This window comes from Natrialbaceae archaeon AArc-T1-2 (assembly GCF_030273315.1).
GTDB lineage: Archaea > Halobacteriota > Halobacteria > Halobacteriales > Natrialbaceae > Tc-Br11-E2g1.
On the sequence record NZ_CP127174.1, the window covers coordinates 2,721,553 to 2,739,364 of the forward strand.

At 64.8% G+C, this 17,812-nt stretch carries 17 protein-coding genes; 6 read left to right on the forward strand and 11 right to left on the reverse strand.

What is annotated here, in order from left to right; all coding sequences use genetic code 11:
• Nucleotides 1–114 precede the first annotated feature (114 nt).
• Nucleotides 115–678 (forward strand): DUF420 domain-containing protein, encoded by a 564-nt coding sequence (locus QQ977_RS14015; RefSeq protein WP_285926393.1) that lies wholly within the window; start codon nt 115–117, stop codon nt 676–678.
• Nucleotides 679–712: 34 nt separating this feature from the next.
• Here the strand turns inward: QQ977_RS14015 and purF are convergent, their stop codons facing one another.
• Both purF and QQ977_RS14025 read right to left on the reverse strand, forming a co-directional pair.
• The gene (gene purF / locus QQ977_RS14020) at nt 713–2,185 is read right to left on the reverse strand and encodes an amidophosphoribosyltransferase (protein WP_285928714.1); all 1,473 of its coding nucleotides are present in this window, start codon (nt 2,183–2,185) and stop codon (nt 713–715) included.
• A gap of 155 nt (nt 2,186–2,340) precedes the next feature.
• Complete coding sequence (locus tag QQ977_RS14025; RefSeq protein ID WP_285926394.1) at nt 2,341–3,453, reverse strand: OBG GTPase family GTP-binding protein; 1,113 nt, start codon at nt 3,451–3,453, stop codon at nt 2,341–2,343.
• Between the two features lie 177 nt (nt 3,454–3,630).
• Here QQ977_RS14025 and QQ977_RS14030 point away from each other — a divergent pair, with 177 nt between their 5' ends.
• The gene (locus tag QQ977_RS14030; protein ID WP_285926395.1) at nt 3,631–4,275 is read left to right on the forward strand and encodes an alpha/beta fold hydrolase; all 645 of its coding nucleotides are present in this window, start codon (nt 3,631–3,633) and stop codon (nt 4,273–4,275) included.
• Nucleotides 4,276–4,356: 81 nt separating this feature from the next.
• Here QQ977_RS14030 and QQ977_RS14035 read toward each other — a convergent pair whose 3' ends face one another.
• Both QQ977_RS14035 and QQ977_RS14040 read right to left on the reverse strand, forming a co-directional pair.
• Nucleotides 4,357–5,367, reverse strand: a complete 1,011-nt coding sequence (locus QQ977_RS14035; RefSeq protein ID WP_285926396.1) for a lipid II:glycine glycyltransferase FemX — start codon at nt 5,365–5,367, stop codon at nt 4,357–4,359.
• Entirely contained in the window at nt 5,364–6,980 is a 1,617-nt protein-coding gene (locus QQ977_RS14040) for an alkaline phosphatase family protein (protein WP_285926397.1), read from the reverse strand. The genes QQ977_RS14035 and QQ977_RS14040 overlap by 4 nt, the downstream gene beginning before the upstream one ends.
• 353 nt (nt 6,981–7,333) lie before the next feature.
• Here QQ977_RS14040 and QQ977_RS14045 point away from each other — a divergent pair, with 353 nt between their 5' ends.
• On the forward strand, nt 7,334–8,206 hold the full coding sequence (locus tag QQ977_RS14045; protein WP_285926398.1) for a formyltransferase family protein: 873 nt from the start codon (nt 7,334–7,336) through the stop codon (nt 8,204–8,206).
• Nucleotides 8,207–8,333: 127 nt separating this feature from the next.
• Nucleotides 8,334–8,747: a hypothetical protein gene (locus QQ977_RS14050; protein WP_285926399.1), complete on the forward strand. Its 414-nt coding sequence runs from the start codon at nt 8,334–8,336 to the stop codon at nt 8,745–8,747.
• On the opposite strand, the gene QQ977_RS14055 is transcribed toward QQ977_RS14050, so the two are convergent.
• The 7 genes from QQ977_RS14055 to QQ977_RS14085 form a co-directional block, all read right to left on the reverse strand.
• Nucleotides 8,732–10,537: an ATP-binding protein gene (locus QQ977_RS14055; RefSeq protein WP_285926400.1), complete on the reverse strand. Its 1,806-nt coding sequence runs from the start codon at nt 10,535–10,537 to the stop codon at nt 8,732–8,734. The genes QQ977_RS14050 and QQ977_RS14055 overlap by 16 nt on opposite strands.
• A gap of 169 nt (nt 10,538–10,706) precedes the next feature.
• Complete coding sequence (locus tag QQ977_RS14060) at nt 10,707–11,363, reverse strand: DUF7344 domain-containing protein (RefSeq protein WP_285926401.1); 657 nt, start codon at nt 11,361–11,363, stop codon at nt 10,707–10,709.
• 159 nt (nt 11,364–11,522) lie between these two features.
• On the reverse strand, nt 11,523–11,873 hold the full coding sequence (locus QQ977_RS14065; protein ID WP_285926402.1) for a DUF7113 family protein: 351 nt from the start codon (nt 11,871–11,873) through the stop codon (nt 11,523–11,525).
• 45 nt (nt 11,874–11,918) lie between these two features.
• Complete coding sequence (locus QQ977_RS14070; RefSeq protein ID WP_285926403.1) at nt 11,919–13,190, reverse strand: DNA double-strand break repair nuclease NurA; 1,272 nt, start codon at nt 13,188–13,190, stop codon at nt 11,919–11,921.
• Nucleotides 13,191–13,267: 77 nt separating this feature from the next.
• On the reverse strand, nt 13,268–13,804 hold the full coding sequence (locus tag QQ977_RS14075; protein ID WP_285926404.1) for a hypothetical protein: 537 nt from the start codon (nt 13,802–13,804) through the stop codon (nt 13,268–13,270).
• A 32-nt stretch (nt 13,805–13,836) separates the two neighbouring features.
• On the reverse strand, nt 13,837–15,372 hold the full coding sequence (locus QQ977_RS14080) for an aldehyde dehydrogenase family protein (RefSeq protein ID WP_285926405.1): 1,536 nt from the start codon (nt 15,370–15,372) through the stop codon (nt 13,837–13,839).
• 69 nt (nt 15,373–15,441) lie between these two features.
• Nucleotides 15,442–16,251: an RIO1 family regulatory kinase/ATPase gene (locus QQ977_RS14085; protein WP_285926406.1), complete on the reverse strand. Its 810-nt coding sequence runs from the start codon at nt 16,249–16,251 to the stop codon at nt 15,442–15,444.
• A 111-nt stretch (nt 16,252–16,362) separates the two neighbouring features.
• Between QQ977_RS14085 and QQ977_RS14090 the strand changes: the two genes are divergently transcribed.
• Nucleotides 16,363–16,836, forward strand: a complete 474-nt coding sequence (locus tag QQ977_RS14090) for a DUF5812 family protein (protein WP_285926407.1) — start codon at nt 16,363–16,365, stop codon at nt 16,834–16,836.
• Nucleotides 16,837–16,941: 105 nt separating this feature from the next.
• Nucleotides 16,942–17,811, forward strand: a complete 870-nt coding sequence (gene secF / locus QQ977_RS14095; RefSeq protein WP_285926408.1) for a protein translocase subunit SecF — start codon at nt 16,942–16,944, stop codon at nt 17,809–17,811.
• Nucleotide 17,812: the final 1 nt, after the last annotated feature.

Below are 17,812 nucleotides of genomic sequence, written 5' to 3' on the forward strand. Positions count from 1 at the left end.
TCGTTGAGTCGGAGTCTGGATTGTGACCGTGGCACACGACGGTTTAGAGAATCGTACCTGAAACCCGCGTTTCCGGACAGTAACGGCTTTCCCCGGCCAGTCCAACTGCCACACATGGAGTACGTCGACCGAGATCGCGTGCCGTTGTTGACGGGTATGTTGACCATCGTCTCGCTCGCACTCGTGTTCGCCGCGGCCGGCGGTGTGGTTCCACAAGACGCCGTTCCGGCCCCGCCGGAGTGGGTACTTGAGGCGATTCCCCATCTCAACGCCGTCATCAGCCTGGCTGCGATCGGGACGATCGGGCTGGGCTGGCGGGCGATCCGTCGCGGTGACGTGCGCCGCCACCAACTCGCGATGGGTGTCTCTCTCCTGCTGTTCGTGGCGTTTCTGTTCTTCTATCTCTACCGGCTGGTCGTCGTCGGCGGCGCGGCGACGTTCCCCGGCCCCGACCCCGTCTACCAGTTCGTCTACCTTCCCGTTCTCGGGATTCACATGCTGCTTGCGATCGTCTGTATCCCGCTTCTGTACTACGTCCTGTTGCTCGCCCTGTCGCGTCCGATCTCGGAACTCAGGGAGACAAGCCACGCCACTGTCGGCCGAGTCGCTGCATCGCTGTGGATCGTCTCGTTCGCACTCGGCGTGGTCGTCTACGTGATGTTGTACTGGCTGTACTGATCCGTTTCGATCCCTTCGAGAGCGGATCGGATCGTCAATCGTCGGCTCGCATTGGCTGGCTGTCGATTTCGGGGCGATCGACGTCGCGATCGGTCACCTCACCCTCGACGTCGTAGGGGTACTCGCCCGTGACACAGCCCAGACAGAGGTCGTCCCGGTCGGATGCCAGGGCCTCGGCGACGGCGTCGGTCGAGAGGTACGCGAGGCTGTCTGCCTCGATCGTCTCGCGGATCTCCTCGACGGACTTGTCGGCGGCGATCAGTTCGTCGCGGGTTGCCATGTCGATACCCATGTAACAGGGGGCGACGATCGGCGGCGCGCCGATTCGCATGTGGACCTCCTCGGCACCGCAGTCTCGAAGGAGCTCGACGAGTTGGGTCGAGGTCGTCCCACGGACGATGGAGTCGTCGATCAGCGTGACGGTCTTGCCCGCGACCGTCGATTTGATCGGGTTGAGCTTCAGCCGGACCGCCCGTTCGCGTTCGTCCTGGGTCGGCATGATGAACGTCCGTCCGACGTAGCGGTTTTTCATCATCCCTTCGGCGAACTCGACGCCGTCGTCACGTTCCGGACGGGGCTCGCCGTCGGCGGTCGTCTCGGCCGCTGCCTCGGCGTAGCCCGACGCGAACGCCCGTCCGGAGTCCGGCACGGGCATCACGACATCGGTCTCGACGCCGCTTTCGTCCCAGAGCTTGCGTCCGAGTTCCCGCCGGGCCTCGTAGACGAGCTGGCCGTCGATCACCGAGTCCGGACGGGCGAAGTAGACGTGTTCGAAGAAACAGTGGGCGGTGTGTTCGCGTTCGAACAGCTGGTAGGAGTCGAACCCGGTGCCGTCGTCGTGTAAGACGACGAGTTCGCCCGGGCGAACGTCACGGACGAGCTCACCGTCTAGCGTATCGATCGCGGCCGACTCGGAGGCGATCACGTAGCCGTCCTCGAGTTCGCCGATACACAGCGGGCGATTGCCCTGTGGGTCCCGGACCCCGAGGATGGTGTCGTCGTGAGAGATCGTAAGCGAGTACGAGCCGTGGATCCGTCCCATCGTCCGCTTGACGGCGCGGACGAGGTCCTCCTCGAGCAGGTTTCGCGCGAGGTCGTGGGCGATGACCTCGGTGTCGCCGTCGCTGGTGAAGGCGTGGCCCTTTCCAGCGAGTTTATCGCGGAGCTCGTCGGCGTTGACGAGGTTACCGTTGTGGGAAAGGCCGAGCGAGCCGCTCTTGAACGAGACCGAAAACGGCTGGGCACAGGAGGTATCCAGACTGCCAGCTGTGGGGTAGCGAACGTGACCGATACCCGCCGAGCCGGCCAGGCTCTCGAGGTCGCCCTCGTCGAAGGCGTCCCCGACCAGTCCCATCTCGACGTGGCTGTGTTGCTGAAAACCGTCGTGGGTGATGATCCCTGCCGACTCCTGGCCGCGGTGCTGGAGTGCATACAGCGCGTAGTACAACGGTCGTGCCGCGTCCCGACCGGACAACGAGACGCCGACGACGCCGCATTTTTCGGTCATCCCGGTCCGCTGGGGGCTTTCCCGCCCGTGGGTCATGTGACTTCGTGGGGGGCGGACGGATAAAAATCTCTTCGTTTGTGCGTCACTCCGGATTCGGGAGGCGGTGAAATACTCACGTTCGTGAACATCGACGCCTCGCTCCCGACAACCGTCGGTCAGCGTCTGAGAATCAGTTTCAGAACGTCCTCGTCCTCGAGGACGTGGTCGGTACCGACCTGCTGTTCGTCGTGGGCCGCGCTAGGACCGCTCACGCGGGCGAAGCGAAATCGCTGCTGGAAGTCGCCGCCGAGTTTTTCGATGGCGTCCTGGACCGTCGAACCGTCCTCGACGACGAGTGGCTCCTCCCAGTCGACGCCGCGACCGGGTTTGTCCATGTAGACTCGAATGAGCCCGAGGTTCTCCCAGATGCGGTCTTTGAGTGCCTCGAGACCCTTTTGTTTCTCTGCGCTGATGAACGTGACCTCCTCGGGGTCTAAGTCACGATCGCGAAGCTGTTCGTCGACCGTCTCCTTGTACTCGGGTTCGATCAGGTCGACCTTGTTGACGCAGGTTATCGAGGGGATGTACTCGCGATTGTCCATCAGTCCGTCGATGAGTCGATCGATGGTGACCGTCTCCTGGAGATTGAGATCGGCGTTGATGTATCCCTGGTCGCGGAGCACGTCCGTGATCGTCTCCTCGGCTAACTCCTGTTCGGTGCTCGAGGTGATCTTGATGCCGTCCTTGTGCTTGGGACGGACGGTCACTCGTGGGGGCTCCTGGTCGACGCGGATGTTGATGTCGTACAGTTCCTCTCGCAGGCGGTCGTACTGATCGATCTCGAACACCGAGAGGACGAAGACGATCAGATCGGCGTTGCGGACGACGGCAAGCACCTGCTGACCGTCGCCTCGGCCCGCGGCGGCCCCTTCGATGAGCCCGGGTACGTCGAGCATCTGGATGTTCGCTCCACGATGCTGTAACATCCCGGGGTTGACGTCGAGCGTCGTGAATTCGTAGGATCCCGTCTCGCTTTCGGCGTTGGTCATCGCGTTCAACAGTGAGGACTTGCCGACGCTCGGAAACCCGACCAGAGCGACGGTCGCGTCGCCGTGTTTTTCGACGGCGTAGCCCTCGCCGCCGCCAGAGCCCGACTGCTGTTTCTCGAGCTGTTCTTTTTTCTCCGCGAGCTTCGATTTCAGCCGGCCGATGTGTGCTTCGGTCGACTTGTTGTAGGGCGTGTTGGCGATTTCCTCTTCGATCTCCTCGATCTCCTCCTCGAGCCCCATTTACCTGTATCCAACCGTTCGTGCCGAAAAACCCTTTCCATGCGCCCCCACTACCCGGGATCCCCTCGTGGTCCGTAGTGAGTGCCGGCAACGGGCTCAAACCCCCTCGTCCCGAACGCACCCGTCAGGAGACGCGAGCCAGGATCGACGGAGAGGCTCGCGTCCGACAGGCCCCACATGAACTCGATCGAAATTCCCTCGCCGGCGGCGATGGTCCGGAGCGAGACCGGAACGCTTCCCGGCGGTCACCCGTACGTGACCACCGGCAACGGACCGCGTGCACTCGCCGTTCTGCCGGGGTTCGGTGATGCGATGTTCCCCGGAACGTACCCTCCGTTTTCGGGCTGGGCGATCGCGCCGTACTTCGGGCGGTACCTCGGGACGCACACGGTCTGCCTCTTGAGCCGGCCGCGTTCGCTCCCGTCAGGGTACGACGTCGACGACGCCGTCTCGACTCACGCGCTCGCTCTCGAGGCAATCAGTGACTCCCATACCGCAATCGACGTGATCGGTATCTCGATGGGTGGACTGATCGGCCAGGCCCTCACACACCGAGAGCCGGAGCTGATAGACCGCCTCGTCGTCGCGAACAGCGCCTGCGATCGGCTCGCCGACGTCGACCATCCGACGCTCGTTTTCGGGGGCGAGCGGGATCCGTTTTTCCCGCCGGCGCTCGCGAGGGAGACGGCGGCCGCGCTGTCGAACGGCGAACTCGAGCTGGTTCCGGGGGCGAAACACGGCGCGTTTCACGAGCGAAAGCTCGCTTTCGACGCGAGGGTACAGTCGTTTCTCGAACGTGATACTGCCGGACGTACGTCGTGAACGAGTCTCGCCGCCCCGGGGTGGCGAGAGCCGTCACACAGTTACGTCCGATAGGATAACCGTCGTTCGGCGGTCTCGCTGTCACTGCACCTTTCGGTACTGATCGATCAGTACGTCGAGCCCGAACGCGGCGGTCGTGATCGTGTAGTGCGTTTCGAGTCGGGGGTTGAATTTCGCCTTGTAGCGATTGATGCTCGGAACGCCGGCTCCGACGAGATCGTAGCGCTCGAGTCCGGCTTCGAGCCCGTCGCGCATAACCGTCCAGTCGAGCAGGTCGTTGACCGGGAGGGAAACGTCGGTGTCGGGCTTGACTCCTCCCTGCCACCGGTAGCGGGTCGTGTCCGATTCGACGACCAGGATTCCGCCGACGAACGCGCCGTCGACGCGACAGACGTAGGGCCGAAGACGACCGTCGGGAAGGGCTTCGTACAGCGACCGGGCGAACGACGTCGACAGCTGGAAGGCCCGGTCCTGGCTCTCGTAGCGAGCCCGGACCTGTTCGACGATCCGGTTGACGTCGTCGCCGTCTCCCTCCTCGACGACGTAGGCGTCGTCGTCGGCGTTGCGGACGTTGTTCCGGGCGTCGCTGCTGAACCGCTCGAGTAACTCCTCGGCAGAGCCCTCGAGATCGACGACGTAGGTGTGACCCGGCGAGACGTCGTACTCGTTCCAAGTGAACGGTCGCACGTCCTCAAGCTCGGCGACCTCGAACTTGGCATACAGCGGCGACAGCTCCCGGTCGACCCACTCGAGACAGCCCGCGAGAAACCGTCGGATGCGACGGTCGGCTTTACGCTGTTTGAGCTTGTCGACGTTGAGCATGGTTGGCCCGAGCGGGATCGACCACGAGTACGGTGCGGGCGAGAACGCGGCGGTGAGCGGTCCCTTTCGGTAGGCGAAGATCGGAAAGAGACCGATCGGCTCCTGGCCCTTGAATCCGGCGAGCAGGTGGAGCGTGGTGTCGGTGTCCTCGGCCTGCAACGCGAGCGCTTCGGTCCGGTAGAACGGATTCGTCCGCTTCCCTCGATCGACGTATCGGTTCCACTCTTCGCGGTCTGTCGCGGCGTCGAGTTCGGTGACCTCGATGCTCATAGATACCCCAGGTCCGAGAGCCGATCCTCGACGACGGCGTCGTCGGTCGCGGTGACCGGGTCAGGGTCGTAGGCCGGGTACTGGCGCGTCTCGGCCGGGTCGGCGATCGGAAGCGTCTCGCCGTCCATCGCGGCGTCGACGGGGACGTCGAGTAGCGAACAGATCGTCGGCGCGACGTCGAAAATCGTCGCTCCCGCCAGCGAGGCGTCCTCGTCAATGGCCGACCCGGCGGCGGCGACGATACCCGTCCGCTTGTGGTTCCAGGGCTCGACGGGGTCGGCGAAGCGCTCGCCGGAAAGCGCCGCGACGACCGCGTTGTCGAACGCCGCCGGAACGGTGACGATGTCGGGTGCCCGCTCGAGCTGTGGTCCCTCGAAGTACCGCTCGCGGGGGGCGACGTCCTCGAACACCGGTTCGCCGTCGGGCGTCTCGACCGCCGAGAGCTGTTCGACAAGTTCGGCTCGAACGGCGTCGTACGCCGATTCGGGCACCACGCCCTGTGGTTCTCGCCCCTGGAGGTTGATGCGGACGCCGAGTTCGCTCTTCGAGCGGACGTACGCCCGCGAGTGTGGGAAGTCGACCTGTTCGCTCGCTGCACGGATCATATCGTTTGGTACGCGGCGGCCGATCGGCTCTTTCAGCCCGACGCGATCGAGCGCGTTCGCGACCCGCTGGGTCGTGACTCCGGCCGTCGCCGCGAGCTCCATCGCCCGCTCGAGGGGCGTGCTCTCGTGTTCGCCGGCGTCGTCGCCCTCGAGCAGGTCGTTCTCCCAGGCTCGAGACCAGGTGGGCATCCCTTCCCCACCGCTTTTGGTCGCGACGTAGCCCCGATCGCGGAGGAACTCGTTGACCCGGAACTCGTGGCCGGAGACTTCGCCCATCCCGTGATCGCTGACGACGAGGACGTTCTCGGGGTCGAACGTCTCGATCGTCGTCGCGAGTTCGCGCTCGACCGCGCGGTAGACCGCCGAGACCGCCTCCCAGTCGCCCGGACGCTCGTGGAAGACGGAGTCGGTCTGCTGGAACTGGAGAAAACCGAACTCGGGTGTGAACCGCTCGAGCAGGTACCGAAACGCCTTCCCCCGGAGTTCGATCGTCCGGTCGTAGCCCTCGATCGAGCGGTCGGGTTCGGGTCCGCTCTGGGGGTAGACCCGGTAGTCGCCACAGGTCTCGACGACGTCCTCGAGGATCCCCTCGGGGTGACAGTCCGGCCGTTCGGGAGCGGTCATTCCTGGGACCAACGCCCCGTCGAACTCCCTGGGCGGGTGGGTCACGGGGACGTTGACGACGACACTCGAGATGCCGTGGTCGCTTAGCAGTTCCCAGACGGCTCGTTCGCGGACGTGCGTCGCGTTTACCACGTCCCAGTCGTAGCCGTCGAACGAGAGAAAGTCGTAGACACCGTGTTTGCCCGGGTTCTTTCCCGTGTACAGCGATGGCCAGGCACTCGCCGTCCACGGCGGGATCTGTGACTCGAGCGGCCCGCTTGCCCCGATCTCGAACAATCGACGTAACGTCGGCGCGTCGCCGGCCTCGAACAGTCGCTCGAGCACCGGCTGACAGCCGGCGTCGAGTCCGACGACGAGCAGTTCCAAGTCCTCCGAGCCGTTCATGACAGGAGAACCCACCGTCGATGGCTTTGTTATGCGACAACTGCTTCCCTTGTAAGGAACACGTGTTCGCTGGCTTCGTTCCGTTCCGACAGTCCGATACGGCCCCATCAGAACGTGTAAGCGTCGCCTGTCGGTACGGCCTCGCGTCTCGGCTGCGACTTCGGGGTCGTCGTCTCGTTACCGGTAGGCGGTCGTCGAACGCTCTGTTTCGAATCGAAGCGAGCGGACGAGAATTCCCGTCCCCAGGTCGCTCGAGACGGTCGTTCGAGTCGCTGTAGCGGTTCGATACCGACGTAACATGCTGCATACACGGGGAAAGTAACTAAAGGTGGCGTACACGTGAGCAGTGACAGATGACCGCCGCCAGTCCAGCGACGGTCGGCATCCTGGCCGAGCCGTACCTTCACGAGTGGCACGTTCGAGCGATCGAGCGGGTACGAGCAGAAACCCCCGTCGACGTTCCGCTGGTCGTCCGCAACGGGAGCAACGAGGAGCAGGAAGCCGAATCGTGGAACTCGAAAGAGCACATCGGTCTCGAGGACGTCACGCAGTTCGTCGACGGCTTTCGACGGGAGAAAGCGTGGATGTTCGTCCTCGCCGAACGAACCGTTGGCCGGGTACTCGGCGACGAACAGCCCCTCTGGCACCGCCACTCCGTCGAGAACGTCGATGTCCTCGCCGACGCCGAACACGTCACGTGTGAGCCACGAACCGACGGCGTCTGGAACGAACTTCCGGACGACGTCGTCGCGAAACTCGCCGATCGCTGTGACGTCGTCGTCCGCTTCGGGTTCGGTCTCGTCCGCGGCGACGTCCTGACGGCGCCGGAGTACGGCGTCTTGAGCTTTCACCCTGCGGACATTCGCACGTACCGCGGCATGGGACCGCCGGCGATCTTTCACGACGGAAACGACCGCGCCGGATCGACGCTCCAGCGACTGAACGACTCGATCGACGGCGGCGAGATCGTCGCGTACGACGAGGTCGACCTCGAGGATTGTTACACACTCTGGGACGTGTTCGACCGGGTTGCATCGTTACAGATCCGTCTCCTGGCCGACGGAATCGCCAACCTCCGCGACCCGACCTTCGAACCGCGAACCGTTCCCGACGAACAACTCGGTGAGTTCTACTACCGGGACCAGCGACGAACGCTCTCGTTCTCGAGTCGCGTCCTCGCGAAAAACGTCGCCGGGCGCGTTCGACGACAGCTCGGATCCGGCTAGTACCGTTCCAAGCGTCGACTGATGAGTGAAACCGGTCAACCGCACTCGGTTTCACCCATCAGTTCAGGCTTTGAACGCCACTAGGGCTGCACCTACCTTTGTGGTGGTGGACGTCGAACCCACAGACATGACCGGGAACGACCAGTACAAACCGTTCGGCGTCTACGTATCACGACCTGTCGCCGACGCACTCGCGACGGCCGCCTACGAGGAAGCCGGCGTCGTCGACCTCGCGGCGTACTTCGATCCCGACGCGACGACGATTCCCGCGGGCGATCCCGGAGCCGAGATGACCGCCGACCTCCTCGAGGCGGTGGTCGCGAACTTCGCCGGCCTGTACGACGCGGCCGACTTCGAGTCGGCCCGCCGGATCGAACCCGACGGGTTCGAGCTCGTCCACCTCGCGGCCAGACCGGAGACGATCGCGAGCGCCCGAGAGCGCTTCCAGGCCGCCGCGACGATCCAGGAGACCGACCTGCGAACGGTCCAGACCGCCATCTTCGCCGCATGGTTGTCCGAGGACGGTCAGTCCCGTCCGTGACGGGTCAGACACCGCGAGAGCCCGATCAGCTCGACGGGCTCTGAGTTATCCGGCGAGTAGACGACCATCTGCCCTTTCTCCATGTAAGGTACCTTCGACTCGAGGTTCGAGGGGATGTTGACGCTTTTGATCGCGTCCTCGTCGCCGAGGTTCAAGACGACGGTGGTGTTGATCTGTTTGAAGACGGCGTCGTCGATGTCCTGGGGATCCTGGGTGATCAAGAAGAGCCCGAGCCGTTCCTTTCGGCCCTGTTTGGCGGCCTCGGTGAACTTCCGGATGACCTTGCCGGCCTGGACGCTGTCGGCGTCGGTGAGGAAGTTGTGGGCCTCGTCCATGCCGAGCACGAGCGGCGTCTCTTTGATCCGGTCGTAGGTCGGATCGTTCGAGAGCTTCTGGTCGATCAACAGCGACGAGAGCGCGAGGACGACGGTCTCGGCGGCCCGGGAGTCGGTGATGTGGTAGGTCGGGACGACGGTGAGCCCGCCGGGACGGACGAACTCGCTCACCAGGTCGGTGATCGGCTGGGCATCCTGATCGAAGACGTGACCAAAGCCGAGAACCCGCCGTCGGACGGCGTCGAAGGTCGCTTCGTGGACTCGCCCGGACTCGTCGAGTTCCTCCCGAAGCGCGGGGTCGTCGAGAAACGACGTGAACTGCTCGTAGGTAGCCTCCGGACCGTACTGGTTCTCGAACCGGGGCAGGAGGACGCTCGTGAGCGCGCCGTACTGGTTGTCGTTCAGCCCGCTGCCGGCGACCAGCCACGGATTCTCGTGGACCATCGAGAACGGGATGGTGAACTCGAGCTGTTCGGCGCGGTGATGACCCGCGGCGTACGACGCCGAGCCGACCGTCGGAACGAACGCGATCGTATCCTCGTGGCCGCCGTAGGCAACCCCCTCTCGCTCGAGACGCCGGGCGTACTCGTCGTCGAGCTCGGGGTTGTCGTCGTGCATCTGGGCGTACTCGTCCTGGGGGTCGAACTGGACGACGGCGGCCTGAGCGGTACGGCCGTCGTCCATCGGATAGGTCCGCTCGTCGGCGAGGTACTGCCGGAGGACGTTCTTTGCGGCGTGGGTCTTCCCCGAGCCCGTGCCGCCGGCGATCAGGCTGTGTCGGAAGACGAGCGGGTCGCCGGCCTCGTAGTCGTCTTTCAGTCGGTAGTCGATCGTCGGCGGCGACGCTGCGGTCGTCACTGTCTCGCCGCCGACAGAGAGGTGTCCGAGGAAGACTCCGTCCTCGGGGATCTTCAGCCCCGTCTTGATCTCTGCGCTGTCGGTCGCCTCGCGGACGACCGTCTGGGGTTTCGGAACGCGATCGGTCATCCGGCGTTTCAACTCGCCGCCCTCGGTGTAGAGGACGGCGACGGGCTCGAGCGAGGCGACGAACTTGTACTCCGACTCGTCGATCCCGTCGGATCGCATCGCGCGTCGGGCGTGGATCTCCGTCGCGTCGTCGGCGTGGAACTGCTGGGCGTACTCGAGGCTGGCGATTCGACAGAACAGCGACTCACCGTCGGGGTAGGAGGCGAGCAGGTACGTGCCGATGCGGACCGACGCGCGGTTGCCCCGCGTGACGTACGCCCGCAGCGTCGTCTCGTCGTCGTCCTCGCCGATGCGAAGTCCCTCGGAGACGGTGATCGTCCCGACCCCGCTGTCCTCACCGCGTGGTTCGACCGCCGTCCGCTCGAACGCGTCGGACTCGCTCGAGTCGATCGGTTCCGTGTCGTCCGCCGTCCCGTCGCCGTCGCCCTCGTCGGCGCTGTAGTCGTCGAAGTCGCCCAGATCGACCATACACACGTCATCCGGGCCGGTCCTAAAACACGTTTCCCATCTCGGGACAGTCACGGCAACGGACGAGACGACGTCACGTCCGCGCGGTCGGAGACGGTGAGGCTAGTCTATCGGTCGGAGAAAGTACCGCAGAACAACGGACGGAGACCAGGGGAGTCGTCTCGGCGTCTCACCAGCCGCTACGCGGCGGTTGTTCGGTGTCGGAGACCTCGCCGGCCGCTGGATCGTACTCGAGGACGTCCGATTCGGCCATCGCCGGCAGGTGGACGTGTCGGAGTCGAATGTGGACGGATTCGGCTTCGGACGCCGAAACGTCGTCCGGCGAGACGCCGCGCTCGGCAGCGACGAGACGCGCCGCGAGCGCACGAACTGTGACAGCGCCGTCGCAGTCGGCGAGCAGGGACCGGAGCCGCTCCCGTCTGGTTCGCGACCGATCCGTAACCGACCGTCCGGCGTAACTGGACGACTCCGATTCCGACTCGAGTTCGGCCGCGAGTCGATCCGGCGCGAGCGAGAGCGTCACGCGGTCGTGCTCTCGGCTCCAGACGACGACGTCGACGTCGTCGAGTTTCGGCAGGTGGTTGTGAGAGAGGCTGATGTGGACGTCTCGACGCAGCGACTCGCCGACGTCGTCGGGCGATTCGTCTGCCCCCCGGGCGGCGACTAGCGTCGCGAGTCGTTCGACCGACACCACGTCGTCGCGCTCGAGCAGAACCGCGCAGACGGCCGACCGGCGGGGGTGAGAACACGCCGTAGTCACCGCGTCGTCGCTGGCGTGAGAGACCGGGTCGAGCGCGTCGTCGTCGAGTCGAACACCTGAACTCATACTCGAATGAACTCTCCGGAGGTGGTTAACCCCCGTTCCTAAACGGTTTGGTCACGAAATCCGATCGGTCGTCCAGTTCGGGCTCGGGAGACGCTGTCACGACGTGTATCGACTGCCCCGTCGTTCTCGTGGGGTTCGCCGCTAACCGCCAACCGCATCCTAACACACTGGAGACGTCCCCTCGCGTTCTTTCTCGACGACGATCTCGACGTCGTCCGGCTCGATCCCGATGCGGGCGAACTGCGTTCGGACGTGCTCTTTGGCCGCCTCGAGTGCCTGGTCTTTCGTGTCGAACCCGCGTGGCATCGGCGACTCGAACGCGACGTTGATCTCTCTGTCGTCGACTGTCAGACTCGAGCCGCCGCTGTCGACTTCGTAGAACTCGTCACAGACCCAGACGTAGGCGGCGTCTTCGTCGGGTGCCCCCCTGAAGCTAGGCGCGTCTTCGCCGCGCTCGTAGATCGTCCCGGTGAGTTCGGTCCCCCCTGCGCGGCCGCGAACGAGGATCATACCCGACCTACGACGCCGACGTGTAAAAGGGGCGTGAGACGACGCTCACTCGCCCCACCGGTGGTCGTCGTAGGTCCGGTCCCGTTCGGTGTCGAACGCCGTCTCGAGGGTCTCCCTGAGCGATCGTTTCTCCTGGCTCGCGATTCTGGCCAGGTCGTCCGCCTTCTCGACGATCGTCGGCGGTCCGCCCGCGACGGCGACATCCTTGAGCAGCTGGCGAGTGAGCGCCTCGCGGGTGTCGCTGTCGCGTGTGAACGCGTATGGGGCTTCGATCCGGTAACAGAGGTCCTCGCGGGGATCGTAGACGACGAAGAAGGTGACCTCGTAGGTCTCGCGTGCGAGCGCGCGTTCGACCCCCAGTGCGTCGCCGTCGATCGAGAGCGGTCGGTCGACGCCACCTCGAGACCGAAACCAGTTCGTGTAGGTGAGTACCGAGGTGTCTCGCTCCCAGCGATTCCCATCGACGTCGTCGACGTACTCGCCGCGTTCGAGCACGCGCGTGAACAAGGCGGCGTCGTCGACCCACGGGGCGTCGATTCCGCCCGATCGCTTTCGCTTGAGCGTTCGGCAGACGACTCTCGTCGAGGGATTCTTGACGAACCCGACGAGAGGCACGCCGCGTTCGACGAACTCCTCGACTAAGCGCACGTAGTTCTCGAGGACCGTCGTCGGCTGGGATTCCTCTTCGAGAATCGTCGCCAGGTCCGGGTGTTGATCCGACCAGCGCAGCAGACCACGAGGGTACAGGGGGCCGTCGAGGACGAGCAGATCGGAGACGGTAGCGGCGTGTTCGAGGGCGTGTTCGCTCTCGGCGAGATACAACGCGAGCGCGTGAACGACGCCCTCGGCGAACCGGGGGAGTCGCGGAACCTTCACGGCGCGACTGCGGCTGTAGCCCGCATCGAACGTCCCCCAGCGGTCGTCGACGCGTGCGGTCTCGTCGTTCGAGTGCACCGTCGCGACGACGGTTCGCGAACGGTGTAACTCGAGATCACTCGGCGTTGCACTCATCGCCGCCTGTGCGACGTCGACGACCAGCCCGTTGCGAAACGTCGTCGGGTTGATCGTCCCGGCGTCGAGACCGTGCTCGGTGGGAAACGGCGACTCGGCCAGCGCGACGTCCTCGAGGTCGACCAGGTGCCGGGAGACCTCGTCGACGGGTTCGATGACGGTACGGCCCTCGCGGTCGAGGAGGGGATCGAGAAACTCGGCCCAGACCGTCTCGGCGAACTCGCGGTGGTCACGCTCGTCGGCACCGTGGTCGATCCGTCGCGCGAGCTGTGCGATGCCGTCGACGTGGACCGGATCGAGCGTCATGTGCGTCTCGACCGACGGAACCGTCAAAAGTCCAGTGATCGGCCCGTCGCCGTCCGTGGACCGACACGACTCTCTGATCAGAACAGGAGCCCGCCAGAACCGAACCGTTTGGCGTTCTCACTCGCCTCGAGGAGGTGCTCCCGTTTCGAGCCCTCCGCGTCCGCGGCCAGCGCCTCGAGCTCGGCCACAAGCGCCGACAGCGTCTCCTCGTCGCCGTTGGCCCCGTAGGCACGGAAGACGTCTTTGAGGGCACGGTTCCCAGCCCGGCGGACGCGGCCGTCCTCGTCCTGCAGGGCCTCGAGCAGAAAGCCACAGCATTCGTCCGTCCACCTGCGAACGTCCTCGCGGTCGGCATCCTCGAGTCGCCGGGCCGGAGCGTCTTCGAGCGCCGAGAGGACGTACACACCCATCGTGAACTCCTTCGTGGCCCGGACGACGGACTGGCGGACGTAGCCGTCGTCGCTGTCGGCGTATATCGCCTCGAGGTCGTCGATCACCGCCTCGAACAGCGGCATTCGATCCTCGATATCCGTCTCGTTGAGGTCGTCGAGCGCCCGGTTCACGCGGTCGGCGTCGCCCGAGCGAAGCGCCGCGGCGAGTTCGTCGCGGTCCATGGGCGGTCGGTTCGGCCGGCGGCCACGTAGTCCTACTCGTCTCGAGTCGTGATGTCGGCCGACAGCCCCTGTGCCATCTCGATGTCTGTCTCGTTGTTCAGCGTCCAGGCGGTCCGTTCGGTGACGGCTTCGATCGCCTCGCGGGCGGAGGGGTAGCCGTTGCCGGACTTCTTGACGCCGCCGAAGGGGAGCTGGATCTCCGCACCGATACACGGCAGGTTGGCGTAGGCCAGTCCTAACTCGGCGTGGTCCCGGAAGTAGTTGAGCTGGCGGTAGTCCTCCGAGACGATCGCACCCGCCAGCCCGTAGGGGGTGTCGTTGTGGATCTCCACCGCACGTTCGATATCGCCCTCGTACTCGATCACGGCGACGTGGGGGCCGAAACACTCCTCACGAAGACAGCGAAGGCCGCTGTCGTGTTCGATCCCGTAGACGAACGGACCGACCCAGTGGCCATCGGCGTGACCCTCCGGAATCTCCTCTTCCTCGAGGTCGTACCGGTCGACGAGCACCTCCCCGCCTTCCTCGATCGCGAGTTCGTTGTGCCTGCGGATCTTCTCTCGGTGGTCGGCCTCGATCGCCGGTCCCATGAACGTCTCCTCGGCGAGGGGATCGCCGACGGCGACGTCTTCAGCGAGGGCGACGAATCGATCCGTGAACTCCTCGTAGACGTCGGTGTGGACGATCAGCCGTTCGCTCGAGACACACCGTTGCCCGGTCGTCTTGAAACTCGACATCACCGCGGCGTGGACGGCGACGTCAACGTCTGCGTGTTCGGTGATGACGATCCCGTTTTTCCCGCCCATCTCGCAGGCGGCGAGCTTGCCGGGTTCGGGACCGGCCTTACCGGCGATCTCGTGGCCCACTTCCGCAGAGCCCGTAAAGAGCACGGTGTCGACGCGCGGGTCGTCGACGATGGCGGCTCCGGCGTCGCCGTAGCCCTGGACCATGTTGAACACCCCGTCGGGGACGCCGGCGTCTTCTATCATCTCGGCGACGACTTGCCCACACCAGGGAGTCTGCTCGGCGGGTTTCCAGACGACCGTGTTCCCCTCGACGAGCGCGATCGCCATGTGCCAGAACGGGATCGCGACCGGGAAGTTCCACGGCGTGATGCAGCCGACGACGCCGCGTGGCTTGCGGCGCATGTAGGAGTCCTTTCCGGCGATCTCACTCGGCACCACGTCGCCGTGGGGGTGGCGAGCGTTGCCCGCCGCCCACTCGACCATGTGTGCCGCCTCGACGACATCTGCGTTCCCCTCGGAGATTTCCTTGCCACACTCTTTTGTGACGATCTCGCCGAGCTCGTCGGTTCGCTCGCGCAGCTCGTGGTAGACGTTCCACAGGTACTCCGCACGGTCGACGTACGACAGCGCTCGCCACTCCTCGGCGGCGTCCGCTGCGGCCTCGAGTGCGGCGTCGACGTCTCCCTCGGTGCCGCGGCGAAACGTCGCGAGTGACTCGCCGGTCGCTGGGTTCTCGCTTTCGAACACCTCGGTCCCGTCGCCGTCGACCCACTCGCCGTCGACGTAGTGTCCGACGACCGATTTCGTGGCCTGTGTTCCCATACCAGAACGTTCGACGACCGGCAGCAAAAACCTGCTGCCGGCTCTCATCGAGAGCTGCCGACACCCGATTTACCCTCGGTCGAGGTCGGCGACCTTCTCGATCTCGCTTCGCAGTTTCGTCGTGTCGAACTCGTGGTCGGGACGAAACCGGACGAACTCGAGGAACTCGCGTGCCGACAGCAGATCGGACGATCCGTAGTACTCGGCGGCTGCATCGACGGTCTCGCGAGCGCCGATCCGCGGTTCGAGGACGGCCATCGCCGAGGCGAGGTCGTAGGCGGTCGTCTCCGCGACGCGGTCTTCGAGGACCCGGGTCGCATCGATAAAGTAGAGCTCGCCCCGACACCGGAGGATGTTTTCGGCCCGCAGATCACCGTGTGCCAGACCGTGTTCGTGTAGCGTCGCGAGCATCTCGAACAGTTCGGGAGCGAGTTCGCGGACCACCTCGTCCGGAAGCTCCTCTAACGTCTCGAACTCGGGCAAATACTCGAGCACGAGCACGCCGAGGCCGTTGACCTCGAAGGCCTCGATCGGACGCGGGGCGTTGAGTCCGATCTCGCGCATCCGTTTCGTCGCCTCGTACTCGTGTTCGACCATGCCCAGTGGGGTCTCGAACCGATCGAAAAATCCACCCGTCCCCGAGGTGATCGCGCCGACGTTGCGACCCGTCGTGAGCAACGCGTGGACGAGGGCGTTCTGGCGCGTGACGATCTTGACGAACCACTCGTCGTCGACGACACACGGCGTTGACAGCCAGTTGTCTGCCTCGAGAAACTCGACGCGAACGACCGTGCGGTCGTACCGCTCCGCCAGCGTCCGGAAGACGCGCTCGAGTCGATCCCACTCGACTGTCCCGCGTGCGAGCTGGCGGATGTCCATACGTCCGGCAAACGGACGCGTGAATAAATATACGATGGTCGATCGCGCTCGCCGAACGGTCGGCGACGACGAGTCGAAACCCCGAAAGCGCTCACCCTCCTCGATTCGGGCATGGACGAGAAGACCGGCACGTTCGTCGTCACGCACGCCGAGGAAGACTGTGCGGTCGTTCGCGACGTCGAGACCGCACAGGTTCACACCCTCTCGTCGAATCCCGGCGTCGAGGTCGACGAGGTTCTCGAGGCGACCGTTGCGCCGGACCCACCGCTCGAGGTCACCTGGCAAGTCGTCGAGGTCGAATCCAGCCGGCGGATCGAACTGGTCGACAGCGACCTCGAGCCGACCCAGCACTCGAAAGCGATCGCGAGCGACGCGTCGGTCGGCGACCTCGTGACAGAAGAGCGAGCCGGCACCGGCGAGATTCACGTGCTGTCGGTGCCGCCGGAAGACGTCGAGGACGCCGCAGCCGACGTCCTCGAGGACGAGGAGACGATCGCCCGGGCGGCCAGACTCGAGGCGGTTCGGGTGGAGGTTCGCCGATCGATCGACGACGGCGTGTTGAGCGTCCGGTACCTGCCGGAGTGAGGGGCTCGAACGTAACCGCCCCGGTTCATTACGACAATTTTCTCCCGGGAAAAACCATCGAGAATTGAGAAGGCTTACTTTACCCCGCTCCCAGGGTCAGCACATATGGGGTCTTTCGACGTACCGGAGATCGATTACACCCGGTACACGAACCGCCAGCTCGCGGCGGTGCCGCTTGCGGTTCTCGCCGTGGCGCTTGCCATTCTCGGCGGCTGGTACCTGGCCTTCGGCATGCCGGTAGACGCCGGAATCGAGTTCGCCGGAGGCACCGAGCTGACGATCGAGACGGAGGCAGACGAGTCAGAGATCGAAGCGGCCTTCGAGGAGGAGCCGTCGTCGGTCCAGTCGGTACAGGCGGAGGCGGACCAGTACATCGTCCAGTTTACGTCGCCCGACTCGGAGGCGTTGACCGACCAGGCCGAAGCGAACTTGGGCGGCGGAGACGTCGTCCAGCAGACGTCGTCGGTCTCGCCATCGTTTGCCGCCCAGGCCCAGCAAACGGCGCTGCTCGGACTCGCGGTCGCGTTCGTCGGCATGAGCATCATCGCGTTCTTGCTCTTTCGGACGTTCGTCCCGTCGATCGCCATCGTCGCGTCGGCGTTTTCAGACCTCGTGATCCCGCTTGCGTTCATGAACATCGTCGGGATCGAACTCACGCTCGGGACCGTCGCCGCACTGTTGTTGCTCATCGGCTACTCCGTGGACTCGGACATCCTGTTGAACAACCACGTGTTGCGACGGACCGGTGACTTCTACGAGAGCACCTACCGCGCGATGCGAACCGGCGTAACGATGACTGTGACCTCGATGGTCGCGATGCTCGTGATGGCGATTTCGGGGTACATCTTCGGCGTCGAGTTGCTCGCGTCGGTCGGCATCATCCTCTTCGTTGGCCTCGCCGCCGACCTGATGAACACCTACATGTTGAACCTCAGCCTGCTTCGCTGGTACAAATTCAAGGGGGTGGCTCGGTAAG